Below are 14,338 nucleotides of genomic sequence, written 5' to 3' on the forward strand. Positions count from 1 at the left end.
AGGGATGGCGTAAGCACCCGTTCTCTATTCCAGATCAGTAACTTACACCACGTCCGCCAACCCCATCCCATGCTCCCGGTGAATAAGACGGGCTATAATTACCATATCGACACCCGCCGCGACAACTTGGCCGAACTTTCCGTTTTTCTTGGCGAACCGCCTACCTTTACGGATCTGATTGACCAGCATGCGGACGCCGACAGCTATGCTGCCTATGGCGATGTGACGGTTCCTGTGAATGATGCCATCAATATCTTCGGCGGTCTGCGGTATACGATTGACAAAAAGCGGGTGGTGACCATTGGAAACACCAACGCTCCAGGCACATTCTTCATTGAAGATCCAACCGGATCCTTTGTCGGAACGGGTCGGGATAAATGGAAAGCGCTTACCTGGCGCTTAGGTGCGGACTGGCACCTTAACAGCGATATCATGCTCTATGCATCGGCATCGAAGGGCTACAAGAGCGGCGGTTTCCAGGATACGCCAACTGACGCGATCGACGCGGCAATCTCGTTCAACCCGGAATACGCAACCAACTTCGAAATCGGTCAGCGCGCCACGCTCTTTGACCGCCGCGTGATCTTCAACAACTCGCTCTACTTTATAAAGTACAAGGATCTGCAGGTTCGCCTTCCAACCGGAACCGGCGTCCGTGCGGAGAGCGCGCAGGCGGAAATCTGGGGCCTTGAATCTGAACTGACGTGGCGTGTCGGCGGCGGTTTTGTACTCGGCGCAGTCTATGCGTACACGCATGACCGGCTGACCAGGTTCGATACTCTGGAATCAGGTGTACCTGTCAGCTATGCGGGCAACCGTTTGAGAAGTATTCCTGCCCACAAACTCACAATTTCGCCATCCTATACAATGGCATTGGCCTCTGGTGCAGAATTGGATTTCTCTGCTGATTATGCTTACGAGAGCAGAATTTTCGACGACTTCAACAACAACCCGCGTCAAACCCGAGATCCCACTCATTTCGTGGATGCGCGGGCCGTATTCACCACGGCGGACAAGCGCTGGAGTTTTTCCGTGTGGGGTAAGAACTTGACCAATGAACGGACCCGTACGTTTCAAACCGACTTTAGCGGGGTAATCTTTGGTGCATTCAACACACCGCGCACCTATGGTGCGACGCTGCGCTGGAAGTATTAATCCCATCAACTCAGGATGATGAAACGCACCAGCGGTCTTCGGATCGCTGGTGTTTTTTTGATTTTACAGAATGGTCGTCGCGACTGGAGCATCGTGCGGAAAAGTGGGCGCTGATACTGCATGAACAACGGTGCGGCAACAAAGACCCAGCGCGCGCGACCGGCGTCAGATTCTAGCCGAGCACTTTGCCGGGATTGATGAGATTCAGCGGATCGAGCGTCGCCTTGATCTGGCGCATCATGGTCAGCTCGGCCGGGTTGCGCGACAACGGCAGCCACTCGCGTTTGTCGATGCCGATGCCGTGTTCGGCCGAGATCGATCCGCCAAATGCGGCAAGCGGGCGATAGACCATCGCCTCGGCCGCATGTTTTGCATGTTCGTTCCACGGGCGGGGTGAAACGTTGATGTGAAGGTTGTTGTCGCCAATGTGGCCAAAAACGACCATCAGCGCCTCTTTGCCGCAGGTTTCGCGGAGCGTGGCCTTCAGCCCATCGATATAATCCTGCATCTTCTTGATCGGCAGGCTGACGTCGAAAGTGACGCCGGGTGTCATCATGTGAATCTGGCCTTCAACATCCTCCCGGATCGCCCAGATCGCATCGCGTTGCGCCTTCGACAAAGCGATCACCGCATCGGCCAGGATGCCCTGCTTGAGCGCGTCGCCAAGCATTTCGGTGAACAGCGCGTCGTCGCGCTGCGGATCGGTGCCGGCGATCTCGATGACGACGTACATCGCGTGCCCGGTTGGAAGCGGGGGTTGGTGGCGACCGCTCTGGATACCGATCAGATTATAATAGCTGTCCCACATCGCTTCGAACGAGCGCAACAGGCTGCCGAGGCGGGCACCGGCCAGAGCAAAAAAGTTCTTGAGCTGTTCGAAACTGTCGAGAGCGACGATTGCGGTCGCCTCGCTGGCCGGGGCGGGGTGGAGACGCAGGACGGCGCGGGTGACGAGGCCCAGCGTGCCTTCGCTGCCGATGAACAGTTGCTTGAGATCGTAAGCAGTGTTGTTCTTGAGGAGCGTGTTCATCGACGAAATGATCGTTCCGTCAGCGAGCACCGCTTCGAGGCCGAGAACATTGTCGCGCGTCATGCCGTAGCGAAGGACGCTGTTGCCCCCCGCGTTGGTCGAGATGTTGCCGCCGATCGTGCATGATCCGCGCGCACCCAGGTCAACGCCATAGATCAGTCCATGTTCGGCCACCGCTTCGTGCACCGCCTGCAGCGGCACGCCCGATTGGACCGTGATCGTTCGGCCGACCGGATCGATCGATTCGATCGCGCGCATGCGTTCGAACGAGACCTGAATATCTTCGGGTCGCGAAAGCTGGCCGTGGACGAGACCGGTGAGGCCGCCTGCCGGTACAATGGTCTGCTTCGCCGCATAGCAGAGCTTCATCACCTCCGACACTTCCTGTGTCGAACGCGGTCGGACGATCGCCTTGGCCTCGACACAGCTGCGTCCAAGCCAGTCCGCCGGGCGGGCGGCCACATCCTCCCCGGTTATAAGGCCGCCATCACCGACGACGGCGCGAATCTGTTCCAAAAAATCCATCGTCATTCTCCCGGCAGGTGCCGAAGGTTACTTCAGCGCATTCGGGAACCCGCGAAACCAAAGGCGATGCAGGCGCGGAAACAGGCCGCGCCGCGGGCTCAACGCCCTGTCCAATTCGGACTGCGCTTCTCCTGGAAAGCAGCGATGCCTTCGCGTGCATCTTCCGTCATGGGCAACAGCGCAATCTGGCTTTCGGTGTAGGCAATCGCCTGGTCGAACGACATGGCCGAGATCGCACGCATTGCGGACTTGCCCCACCGGATCGCCGTGGGCGACTTGTCGACAAGTCGGTCGACCAGCCACTGTGTCTTGATGTCCAGCTCCGATTGGGGAACGACGTGATTGACCAGTCCGGCCTGGCGCGCGTCTTCAGCTGAAAACGGCTCGCCGGTGAGTGCCCATTCGCGCACGGTCCGCATCGGAACCAGGCCTTGCAGCAGGCTGAGCACTTGCATTGGAAACACACCGACCTTCACTTCGGGCAGACCGAACAGCGCATGGTCGGCCGCCACCGCAACGTCGGCCATGCAGAGCAGCCCCATGCCTCCGGCCATGCAGGTGCCGTTTACCCGGGCTACGATCGGCAAGGTGGCATTCTGCGCCTCCCGCAGCAGGTCGGCGTAGTCCGTGTTGGGGCGCGAGAAATCGAACGCGAATCCCTTGCCCTGTTGCAGGTCGGCACCGGCGCAGAACGCCTTTTCGCCGGCGGCGGTCATGACGATCACCCGTACCTCGGGATCGGCGTGGGCGAAGCGCAAGCCGTCTCGTATGCCGCAAATGATGCCTGCATTAAGGGCGTTTCGCTTGTCCGGGCGGTTGATGGTGATCCAGAAGGATCGTTCGCGTTTTTCGTGAACGACGTCCGCCTCGGGGCGGGACCAGTCGCTCACGTCCCTGCTCCTTGTGCTTTATCCGGCAGGATCTCGACGACCACGCGCTGCGCCTGCACCTGATCGCCGATGGCGACCAGTATCTCCGTGATGACGCCTTGCACCGGCGCGGTATGGACATGTTCCATCTTCATCGCTTCGAGAGTCAGCAGAGGCTGGCCAGACTGCACCGTGTCGCCTGCTGCCGCGAAGACGGCCAGAACCCGTCCGGTCATCGACGCGCGCACGCGCCCATCGCCATCCCCTTCGTCCTTGCGCGAAGCCGCAGCGCGGGTGTGGTCATCCAGAACGTGAGGCCGGCCCCCAAGGCGAAACCACAGACTGGAGCCATCCCGGTCATACGCGACGCTCTCCATTACGCCGTCGAGGATGAATCGCGCCTCGCCATTGTCGATCGAAACGGATTCGAGTGCGTAGTCTTTCCCGTCCGCCGCGACCTTGAAAAGCTGCGGCTGTAGCTGAGCAATGCTCACCACACGCTGCGCGCCATCAAGCGCGAAACGCATGCCCAGCAGCAACGTGTGGGCCAGGCTGCGGCCGCTCGCTCCATGGTGCGCATGCGGCCCTGTTTCCTGGAGCAGCCAGGCACCGACCACGATGGCCTTTTCCGCCGCCATTTCGTCCGGTGGAATCAGGTCTGCCTCGTGCTGGGCGATGAACGCCGTGGTCGCTTCGCCGGCCGCGAAGACGGGATGCGACAGGCAGCGCGCCAGGAATTCCTGGTTCGTTTGCACGCCGAGCGCCACGGTATCTTCAATGCCGCGGATCAAGCGCCGGCGCGCTTCCTCGCGTGTCTTGCCGTGCGCAATCAGCTTGGCGATCATGGAATCGTAGAATGGCGGGATCGACGTCCCCGAGCGCAGGCCATGGTCCACCCGCAATCCGCCGGGCACATCCCACCTCCGCATCGTGCCGCTCTGGGGCATGAATCCGGCGCGCACGTCCTCAGCACACAGGCGCACCTCTATGGCGTGGCCGGAAAAGCGAATCTCGTCCTGGGCAAGCGGAAGCGTTTCGCCCGCCGCCACGCGCAGCTGCCACTCGACCAGATCCAGACCGGTGATGGCTTCCGTCACGGGATGCTCAACCTGCAGCCGCGTGTTCATTTCCATGAAATAGTAATTGCCGTCACGGTCCAGCAGGAACTCCAGCGTTCCCGCGCCTTCGTAGGCAATCGCCTTGGCGGCGGTAACGGCGGCGGCCCCCATGCGCGCGCGCAGTTCCGCATCCACCGCCGGGGACGGCGCTTCCTCGATCACTTTCTGGTGGCGCCGCTGCACGGAACAGTCCCGCTCGCCCAGATGCACCGCGTTGCCATACCGATCGGCAAAGACCTGGATCTCGACGTGGCGCGGCTCGACGATCGCGCGCTCCAGGATGACGGTCGCATCGCCGAACGCATTCCTGGCTTCGGACTGGGCACTTCGAAGCAGGTCCGTGAATTCAGCGCCCGAAGGCACCAGCCGCATGCCGCGGCCGCCGCCGCCGGATGTCGCTTTTATCATGACCGGGTAGCCGATGCGGGCAGCCTCGTCAGACAGGCGCTCTTCGCTCTGGCCCTCGCCCTGATAGCCGGGAATGCACGGGACACCGGCCGCGATCATCAATTCCTTGCCGCCGGCCTTGTCGCCCATGGCGCGGATCGCCTCGGGCGAAGGGCCGATGAAGACCAGACCTGCCGCGCGACAGGCCGCCGCAAACTCTTCGTTCTCCGCCAGGAAGCCGTAGCCTGGATGCACCGCGTCAGCCCGGCTGACCCGCGCCGCATCGATGAGGGCGGAAATGCACAGATAGGACTGCGCTGGCAGCGGATCACCGATACATACCGCATGGTCTGCGGCGGTGACGTGAGCGGCCTGCGCGTCCGCCGTGGAGTATACGGCTACGGTTCGATAGCCGAGCGCCCGCGCAGTGCGGATCACGCGCAGTGCGATCTCGCCGCGATTGGCGATCAGAACCTTGGAAAACGGCGTCGAAGCGGTCATGGAACTGGCCTGATTTGTCTTGGATTCGGTCACGGGCGGGCGACCGAGAACTGCATGGCCTGCGGGTTGCGCACCTCGGCCTCGCGGCAGACCGCGAGCACGTTGGCCAGCACGGCGCGCGTGTCGCGCGGATCGATAACGCCGTCGTCCAGCAAATGGGCGCTGGTGGTGAATACGCTCATCTGACTGTCGAACAGATCGACGATGCGCGCCGACATCGCATCCAGCCTGGCCTCGTCCACCTGTCCCTTGCGACGCATGCCGGCTTCGCTGACGATGCGCATCGTCTGCGCGGCTTGCTCGCCGCCCATCACCGCCGTCTTGGCGTTGGGCCAGCTGAAGCAGAAGCGCGGATGGAAACCACGGCCACACATGGCGTAGTTGCCTGCGCCGTAAGACGCGCCGCAGTAGATCGTGATCTGCGGCACCGTTGCGCTGGTCACCGCCTGGATCATCTTGGAACCGTGCTTGATGATCCCCGCCTCCTCGTGGGAGCGGCCCACCATGAAACCGGTGATGTTGTTCAGATACAGGATCGGTGTGCGGGATTGGCAGCAGGCCTGGATGAAATGCGTGGCCTTCGACGAGCCGGCGGTATCGATCGGTCCGTTGTTGGTGATCACGCCGACGGAATAGCCTTCGATCTTGAAATGCCCGCAGACGGTGGCGCTGCCATAGTCGGCCCCGAATTCCAGGAACTCGGAATCGTCAGCAATGCGTGCGATCACCTGCCGCATGTCCACCGGTCGCTTGTGATCCGCCGGCATGATTCCCAGAAGCTCTTCGGCGTCGTAGCGCGGCAGCTTGTGTGGCCGTGGAGGCTCCTTGGGAAGGCTGCGGTTCCAGTCGATCTGCGCGATGATCTCACGCGCGATGCGCAAGCCGTCACGATCGTCCTCCGCCAGGTAATCGCCGAGCCCCGACACGGATGCGTGCATTACCGCGCCGCCCAGTTCCTCTTCGGTCGCGATCTCGCCCGTGGCCGCCTTGAGCAGCGGCGGGCCTGCAAGGAACGCCCGCGAGCGCCCCCGAACCAAGATGATGTAGTCCGACAGGCCGGTTTGATATGCGCCGCCGGCGGTGGACGATCCGTGCGTGACGGTCACCACCGGCAAGCCCGCCGCCGACAGGCGCGCGAGGTTGCGGAAGACATTGCCGGCGTGCACGAACGCCTCGACGCGGTACTGCATGAGGTTGGCGCCGGCGCTTTCCACCAGCTGGACGTAGGGCAGCTTGTTCTCCAGCGCGATTTCCTGGATGCGAAGCTGCTTCTCCAGACCCATCGGCTGCAGCGCGCCCGCGTCGATGCCCGAATCGCTGGCGCACACCATGCATCGGATGCCGCTCACGAAGCCTATGCCTGCAATCACGCCGCCACCGGGAACGCTCGCGCTAAGATCGGGAACGCTCGCGCTAAGATCGGGAATGTCGAGGCCTAGGCCTGCGAGCGTCGATAATTCCAGAAAGGGGGCGCCCGGATCGAGCAACAGCGAGAGGCGTTCGCGCGGCAACAGCTGCTCTCGCTTTTCGAAGCGTTCGCGAGAGGCGGCAGACTTCGACTGCGTCCTGCCTTCGTAAACGCGCACCCTTTCGATCAGCGCGAGCATGTGGTCGCGATTGGTCGTGTAGATCGCAGACGACGTGGAGATCGTGGATTCGATTTGAGGCATGGCTGCTTGGTTCGGTCTCGGCTTTGGGCAATATCGCCAAGCGTAGGTTCGCTGCTCGATGCGGTCTTGTGCGAAGTGGTCGATAGATAGCGCGCTGCGCTATGCCGTGGGCGGCAGGAGACGCCATTTGGGAAGCAGAAACGCCGGCCGATAGCTCATCTTCGTTCGCCGGAAGTTGGCGAGGCCCAGATCCTGCTCGAAATTGAGCCAGTCGACCGCAGGGTTTCCACCGCAACCGCCATGGCACGCGAAATGGTGGAACATGTACTGGGCGATGCCCTTGAAACGCGCCAACCCCTTTGCAAACCGGATCGCCCAGACGCCGTCCTGCAGCGGCTCGGCCAGCAGGAAGCCGGCCGGCTGTCCGTCTGCGCGATACAGGAAACCCTGCAGTCGCAGCTCCGGCGCGAAACCCAGGGCATCGCGACAGGCGGCTTCGTCCGCGTCCCCCGGCGCCTTGCCCTTGTCCTGCATCCAGCCGCCGAGCACGCCTTGGGCGACATCGCGCACGTGGGGGCCGTAAGGTTCGACGTCCACGACGTGCGCTGCCAGCAGCTGCGCCATGAGATTGGCCTTCTTCCGCAGTGCGCGCCCCTGATAGCTGCGAAACGCCTCCGCCCGGTAAACGTAGTCCGCGTCGTCGCGATGGCTCGCCAGTTCGAAGCCCGCCGTGCGAACAGCTCCGGCCTCGCGCTCGCATAAAGGGAAGAGGGCGCCATGCCGGGCCGCGAGAGAATGCAGGACGTCCCTCGGCACAGTCCGCAGGTCGAACAGCGGCAACGCCGACCGTTGACCGTCGTAGGTCACGCCGCTGATGCATGGCCACGGCCCGTCGTGCCAGCGCCACTGGTGCGCGCCGCGAAACAGCCAGAGGTTGCCGAAGGTGAGATCGGCCGGTGTGCGCTCGGCCAGGCCTTCTCTGCGCCGGGCCAGCGAGGGCGCGATCCGCGGCGCGAGCGCCAGGGTCAGTTCGACGCCGTCGGAGCCTGCCACGCGCGGCTCAGCGTCGCGAGGTGCGCGCACCGGGTAGCGGGCCATCGGCAGGTTCGCCGGCGAAGCACTGGGCAAACCGGGTCCATTGGTCGGCCGCTTCCCCGGCCCACGTCAGTCCGGTGTCGGCGCGATTGCGCCGCTGTGTCACGAGCAGGGCGAAGTCGAGCGCCGGGCCGCGCACATAGTTCTCTTCCGAGGGCTCGCCCCACACCCATTGGTTCCCACCGGGCGCCTGAAGTTCCAGGTAGGGCGTGGATTGGGGGATGGGCAGATTTCGATTGACGAACGTCCAGCCATAGGTCGTCGCGCCCAGATGCGCGATATGCCTCAGACCGGGGCCCGGCTCCCGCTCTCGCCCCAGCATGTCCCAGATGTCCTGACCGTGCGCCCAGGTTTCCATCACGCGCGCGGTTGCGAACGACCGGGCGCTCATCGTCGGGCCGTACCAGGGGATGCGCGCTTTGGCGTCCATGCCGGCGAGCGTCGCCACCACCGCTACATGCCGCTCGCGCCAAAGCGCCAAAAGGGCTGCGCCTTCCAGATGGCTGAAGCGGCGGCGGGTTATGGCGCTCAGCTCCTCTCCCGTGGCAAGCTCCCGTGCGAGAGCGGCGGTGTTGGCTGCGAAGCGCGCCGGGTCGTTCGCCGCTTGCAATGCGGCTTCATCGAAGAACAGCAGGTGCGCGATCTCGTCCCATGGCGTCCAGCCATAGAAGTCCGTGCGCTGCTGCCATTGCTCGGGAGACAGGGTTGCACACAGGTCCGCCAGCTGGCGATATTCCGTCATCAGGTCGGCAGTAAGGTCTTTCATGAGAGGCCCTTCAGATGCCCAGCTGCCGGGCTGTCAGGTCTTTGAGGATTTCTTCGGAGCCGCCACCGATGATCATCACCTTCGCCTCGCGGTAGATACGCTCGGAGCGCGTGCCGCGCATATAGCCCATGCCGCCGAGGATCTGGACCGCCTGGTCGGCGCAGAACTGCATGGCCTGCGTCGAGAGAATCTTCGCCATGCATGCCCGGGCAACGAGATGCTCCGGGTCGCCGTGCCTATGCTCGAGTTGCCACGCCAGCTCGTAGACGAACGTGCGGGCCGCATCGACCTTCAGCGCCATGTCCACAAGCTTGTGGCGGATAACCTGCCGGTGGGACAGCGGCTGCCCGAACGTCACCCGGTCACGCGCCCATGCCAGCGCCTCGTCCAGGCAAACCTGCGCGTAGGCGCAGGCGGCGACCGACATCGACAGCCGCTCGCTGTTGAAGTTCTTCATGAAAACCTTGAAGCCCTCGTGCTCGGTTCCCAGAAGATTACCGACCGGCACGCGAACATTCTCGAAGTGCAGATGGGCTGTGTCGGAGCACCACCAGCCCATCTTCTTCAGCGCCGTGCGGGTCAGGCCAGGCGTATCCGCATCCACAAGGAGGGCCGACACGCCGCCGGCGCCCTTTGATCCCGGGCCTGTCCGCACCGCGACGGTGATGAAGTCGGCGCGCATGCCGGATGTGATGAACGTCTTCTCGCCGCTCAGCACATAATGCTCGCCATCGCGCACTGCCGTGCACTTGAGCGAGGCGACATCGGACCCGCCGCCCGGCTCGGTCACTGCCAATGCCGAAATCTTTTCGCCGGCGAGCACGGGCGGCACCACCCGCCGTTTGAGCGCTTCGCTCCCGTACGCAGCCACGGGCGGCAGGCCGATGGTGTGGGACAGGAGAGAGGCAGACAATCCGCCGCAACCCGCGCGCGCCACCTCTTCCGACGTGATGAGGTGATAGAAGATGTCCGCAGGCGTGCCGCCAAGGTCTTCGGCGTAGCCGATGCCCAGCGCCCCCAGTTCGCCGAATTTTCGATAGAGGTCTCGAGGAAATGTTTCGGACTCGTCCCAGTCGTTGACGAACGGGGCGATCTCCCGGTCGACAAAGTCGCGAAGGGACGACCGGTACTGTTCGTGTTCAGCACTGAAATAGTGGGGCATGGGACGTGTTTCGATCATGACTCAGTCGCTCTTGCTTGGTGCTGCGCCTTGGCCGCTGATCTTCAGGACGTCGGGCAGGAATGTGTCTGGAGTTCGGGCTGCACACTTGATCGCAGCCTCGCCCGGAGCGAAGATGCGCGTCTTGCGCAGATTGGCTGGAGTGCTCGGATGAGGACTGTGCACGGTGACTAATGCGCCGGTGCGTGCGCGATGATGCGGAGTTTGCGGGAGCCCGCGATGATGTCCTTGGGTTTCAGGCCATAGACTTGGCGGATCGAGTGGCTGAAGTGTGTTGAATCAGGGTAGCCTATGTCCAGCGCAACGTGCAGTAAATTGCTGTTGGAGTGGACGTGGTGCAGCAGGCTGCGGGCGCGTTTCCAGGTGCGCACGTTGCGGAACGGAATGCCGACCTCCTCCTTGAACAGATGGAGGAAACGCGAGAACGAAAGGTTCACCATCGACGCGCACTCTGCTGCGGCGCCGGGCCCCGAAGGGTTGTTCCTGATGTTCTCCAGCACCGTCGTGATGCGCCGGTCGAGCGCGCGTGGAGGCAGCGCCTCGCCGAAGAAGGCCGGATCAAAATCGGACGGCTGCAGATCCAGCGCCCCGCCCGGGGCGACCAATCGCCGATGCACGTTGCGAACATGCGCGGCAAATTCGGGAGCATGCGCCGCACCGCAACCGCGAAGCAGAGACGGGAGTTGATCCATATCGACCGTTTCGGGTTCGATCGACACGTTGAGGACGTGGCGGGCCTCGCACGCGACCTCGTGAGGAACATAAGGCTGGATGATCGCGACTTCGGCCGACTGCCATTCACCTCCATCAATCCGCACCCGCAGCCGGCCATCGATTGCGACATAGGCGATGAGGGCGCCCCGCGAATGCATGGAGGGTTCGCCGAGCAGTCCGGCATAGAAGACCCGATCCGGCGTGATCCACATGACGCGGTCGGCGGCCGTGAAGCGCTGCGGAACAAACGAACTGGCTGCTGCCATGGAACATCTCCCCAAAAATACGGCGGGATCACCTTCAGCGTCCCCCTCGTGTTACGATCCGGCAACCCGCCCGCGGAGGGCAGGGGCCAGCTGGCCGACGCCGGCTCAGGCCTCCTTCGACGGAATGATGGGCAGAAGGAGGTAGGGTTCTCGACCCTGCTCGAAATGCAGCGTGTTTTCCCCATTGAAGATTTCCGGCGGTCGGTCCCGGGGATCGGCATGACGAAACGGGCCGACGCCGGTCATCGGATAGGGCTGGCCGGGGAAACCGGCGTCGCCCAGACCGTGGTCATAGTCGCAGCCGCGGATGTTCAACGCCAGAGTGTAGCCCGCAGGCACCACGATGCTGGTGGGCAGGATTTCGATGTCGAGCACGACAGGCTTGCCCGGCTCGAGAGGCTGCAACTCGTCGTGCGTATGATAGGGGCGATAGGGCAGCGACTTGGCCTCATCCAGCTTGCGATGCGACGCGCGCAGCCAGCCCAAACCGATGGGAACGCGCGGATCGTTCGAACCGATGAACAGAACTTCCTTCCCGTCCGGCGCAAACAGCCGCAACGCCAGAAAGATGTCGGCATCCACGGTTTGTGACGACACCACCAATCTGGCGGCCACGGGGCCGGTGATCTCCAGCTCCTCGTCAGCCGGCGGCAGGGTAAAGGTGATCCCGTCATCCGTGGTGCTGTACGAGACGCTGCCGCCGGCGCTCGGCGCGGTGGTCAGGTTGCGCGTGGCAGGATCGAGATAATATTTGGTCCACTGCGTCCGCGCGAGCGGCCATTCCTGCTCGTCGCGAATGGTGAAATGTTCCCCTGGCCGACGTATCTGCAACTGCACCGGCGGCTGACGATCCCAGCCTGTATCCTTGCCCTGCAGGAAGTGCCCGAGGAAGCGCTTCTGCAGCGCTACGCCCTCCGCACGATAGAATGGGCTGAAGTGGGTGTCGCCATGCACCTCGAGCCACTTCTGACGGGAACCGGCATCGAGATAGCCTTCGAAGTTCCCGCGCGGATGAACGCCCATCCCACCCCAATTGGCTGCGGACAACAGCGGGACTTCGATCCGGCTGACATCGGGTTTCATCGGGGCATAGAAGTCGTCATCGAGAGGATGATTGAGGACCGGATCGGTCATCGGTACGGCACGATTCGCCGCGAGTTCTTCCTCCGACAGCGTCTCTGGTCCGCTGACCAACTCGCCGTTGTTGGGATTGCGAATGCCCCGATTACCGTACCCATGCTGAATCTTCAGCACCTGGCGATCAAACCAGCCGGCCCCGAACTGCGACAATATTCCGCCGTGCCGCGCAGCGTCCCGATAGGCGTCTACGAACCCTTCCCAAACGCAGATGGCGGCAAGGTGGGGAGGTCGCAGCGCTGCGACCTTGAATTGGTTGGTTGCGTAATACGAGATGCCGTTCATCCCGACCTTGCCGTTGCTCCACGGCTGCGCTGCGACCCATTCAATGCAATCGCAGATGTCCAGGGTTTCCTGCTCGGACGTGGGGTCAAGCAGGCCTGGCGAGCGCCCCGCCCCGCGGCTGTCGACGCGGATGCAGATGAAATCGTCCGGCACCCACTTTTCGGGGTCGACGACTTCCCAGTTCATGTATTTGTTCGTCGATCCTTCTGTGATGTCGGGATACGCGCTCACCATGCGGTCATAGGCGCTCTTGTATCCCACCTGCATCGGCACGCCCTTGCCGTATGCACCGTAGGAAATCAGCGCGGCATACTGGCCCGGCGCCTCGGGAAGGAAGATGTCGGCGCGCACGACGACGCCGTCACGCATCGGGATCGGCGCGTCCCAGATGATGCGCATGCCGTCCGCGTGGACCGCCTCGGGCATTTCATCGGACAGCGCGGAGTCGGTGCTGGAGTTGTTCGCACTAACGTCACTCATTGAAATACTCCCTCAAGGTTCAGATTTTCCGTCGGCGCGCATGTCTCAAACCCAGCCGGTCGCCACCCCGCGCATCAGGGCGTAGAGGCGGCTCTGCCCCTCGAAGCCGATGCCTGGGCGCTGCGGGGAGGGCATCGAACCGTCGGACACCTCACAGTCGTCCGCATAGCCGCCGAATGCCCCGAAGAATCCGGGATAGGCCTCGCAGCCGCCGAGCCCTAGGCCCGCCACCAGCGCCAGCGACATCTGGTTGCCGCCGTGCGGGAAGTGCCGGCTGACGTCCCATCCCTCCGCCGCGAGATCCCTCACGAGGTCGGCATAGGTGCCGACGCCGTAGAACTGGGGCGGGTCCATCTGCAGATAGTCGCGGTCACTGCGCCATCCGCCGAAGCGGACCTGGTTCCACACCTCGTGTGGGCTGAACAGGTTCTCCCCGCCGGCAAGCGCGCCCGAATACGCGTCCGCCACGGCGGCCGAGGCGGAGAAGTCGTTCGGATGGCAAGGCTCCTCGAACCAGCGCAATGCGAACGGCGCGAGAGCGCGGGCGTAATCGAGCGCCTCTTCGACCGAGAATCGACCGTTGGCATCGACAGACAGGCGCTGCGGATCACCGAGGAGCTTCAGCCCCTCCTCGACACGGCCGACGTCCTCCGCCAGCGACAAGCCGCCGACCTTGATTTTCATGTGCGTATAGCCGGCGTCCAGGTGGCGCTGGAGTTCGTCGGTCACATCGCCGGGCTTGCTGTCTGGTTTGTACCATCCTCCACCCACGTAGCAGGGCACCCGTGCTTCCATCGGGCGTTGTCGCCACGTTTGCGAGATGAGCTCCGCCAGCGGAACGCGCCGCGCCTTGGCCACGGCGTCCCACAAGGCGGTTTCTATCGTGCCGATCGGGACCGCCCGCGCAGCATCGCCGCCCGGCTTCTCGCCGACCAGCATCGATCGCACCGCCCTGGCCGGATCGATAAAGCCATCCCGGTCGAGGAGGTCGTCGGGCGGTGTGCACAGCAGTCTTGGTATGAACCTAGCCCGCATCGTGTCGCCGCACGCATAGCGCCCGATCGAGTTGAAGGCGTATCCTACGACCGGTGCGCCGTCGACGACGCGGTCGGTCAGCACCGCCACGACCGATACGGTCATCTCGGCGAACGAGAAGACCGAATTGCGAAGGTCGCTTCGCATCGGCAGCGCCGCCTCGCGTATGTCCAGGATGCGCATGA

11 protein-coding genes are annotated in these 14,338 nt (G+C 63.2%); 1 reads left to right on the plus strand and 10 read right to left on the minus strand.

Annotated features, from left to right (window positions below; translation table 11 throughout):
- The coding region (locus GGQ98_RS14805; protein ID WP_207791435.1) for a TonB-dependent receptor at positions 1–1,155 on the plus strand (1,155 nt) is incomplete at its 5' end.
- Between the two features lie 172 nt (positions 1,156–1,327).
- Here GGQ98_RS14805 and GGQ98_RS14810 read toward each other — a convergent pair.
- The 10 genes from GGQ98_RS14810 to GGQ98_RS14855 all read right to left on the minus strand — a co-directional run bounded on the left by GGQ98_RS14810 (position 1,328) and on the right by GGQ98_RS14855 (position 14,336).
- Positions 1,328–2,710: an FAD-binding oxidoreductase gene (locus GGQ98_RS14810; RefSeq protein WP_184070882.1), complete on the minus strand. Its 1,383-nt coding sequence runs from the start codon at positions 2,708–2,710 to the stop codon at positions 1,328–1,330.
- Between the two features lie 98 nt (positions 2,711–2,808).
- The gene (locus GGQ98_RS14815; protein WP_184070884.1) at positions 2,809–3,600 is read right to left on the minus strand and encodes an enoyl-CoA hydratase-related protein; all 792 of its coding nucleotides are present in this window, start codon (positions 3,598–3,600) and stop codon (positions 2,809–2,811) included.
- Positions 3,597–5,585 (minus strand): acetyl-CoA carboxylase biotin carboxylase subunit, encoded by a 1,989-nt coding sequence (locus GGQ98_RS14820; RefSeq protein ID WP_184070886.1) that lies wholly within the window; start codon positions 5,583–5,585, stop codon positions 3,597–3,599. The genes GGQ98_RS14815 and GGQ98_RS14820 overlap by 4 nt, the downstream gene beginning before the upstream one ends.
- Positions 5,586–5,614: 29 nt before the next feature.
- Complete coding sequence (locus GGQ98_RS14825) at positions 5,615–7,192, minus strand: acyl-CoA carboxylase subunit beta (RefSeq protein WP_279380259.1); 1,578 nt, start codon at positions 7,190–7,192, stop codon at positions 5,615–5,617.
- Positions 7,193–7,354: 162 nt separating this feature from the next.
- Entirely contained in the window at positions 7,355–8,293 is a 939-nt protein-coding gene (locus GGQ98_RS14830; RefSeq protein ID WP_184070890.1) for a phosphatidylglycerol lysyltransferase domain-containing protein, read from the minus strand.
- Positions 8,256–9,056: a TIGR03084 family metal-binding protein gene (locus GGQ98_RS14835; protein WP_184070892.1), complete on the minus strand. Its 801-nt coding sequence runs from the start codon at positions 9,054–9,056 to the stop codon at positions 8,256–8,258. Before GGQ98_RS14835 ends, GGQ98_RS14830 begins: the two co-directional genes overlap by 38 nt.
- A gap of 10 nt (positions 9,057–9,066) precedes the next feature.
- Positions 9,067–10,236: an acyl-CoA dehydrogenase family protein gene (locus GGQ98_RS14840; protein ID WP_184070894.1), complete on the minus strand. Its 1,170-nt coding sequence runs from the start codon at positions 10,234–10,236 to the stop codon at positions 9,067–9,069.
- A 170-nt stretch (positions 10,237–10,406) separates the two neighbouring features.
- Positions 10,407–11,216, minus strand: coding sequence for a helix-turn-helix transcriptional regulator (locus GGQ98_RS14845; protein ID WP_207791437.1), 810 nt, complete (start codon positions 11,214–11,216; stop codon positions 10,407–10,409).
- 105 nt (positions 11,217–11,321) lie between these two features.
- Positions 11,322–13,118: a CocE/NonD family hydrolase gene (locus GGQ98_RS14850; protein ID WP_207791438.1), complete on the minus strand. Its 1,797-nt coding sequence runs from the start codon at positions 13,116–13,118 to the stop codon at positions 11,322–11,324.
- Between the two features lie 45 nt (positions 13,119–13,163).
- Positions 13,164–14,336 carry an enolase C-terminal domain-like protein gene (locus GGQ98_RS14855; RefSeq protein WP_184070896.1) on the minus strand — a complete coding sequence of 391 codons (1,173 nt, stop codon included), beginning with the start codon at positions 14,334–14,336 and terminating at the stop codon, positions 13,164–13,166.
- Positions 14,337–14,338: the final 2 nt, after the last annotated feature.

The organism is Sphingosinicella soli (genome assembly GCF_014199685.1).
Lineage (GTDB): Bacteria > Pseudomonadota > Alphaproteobacteria > Sphingomonadales > Sphingomonadaceae > Sphingosinicella > Sphingosinicella soli.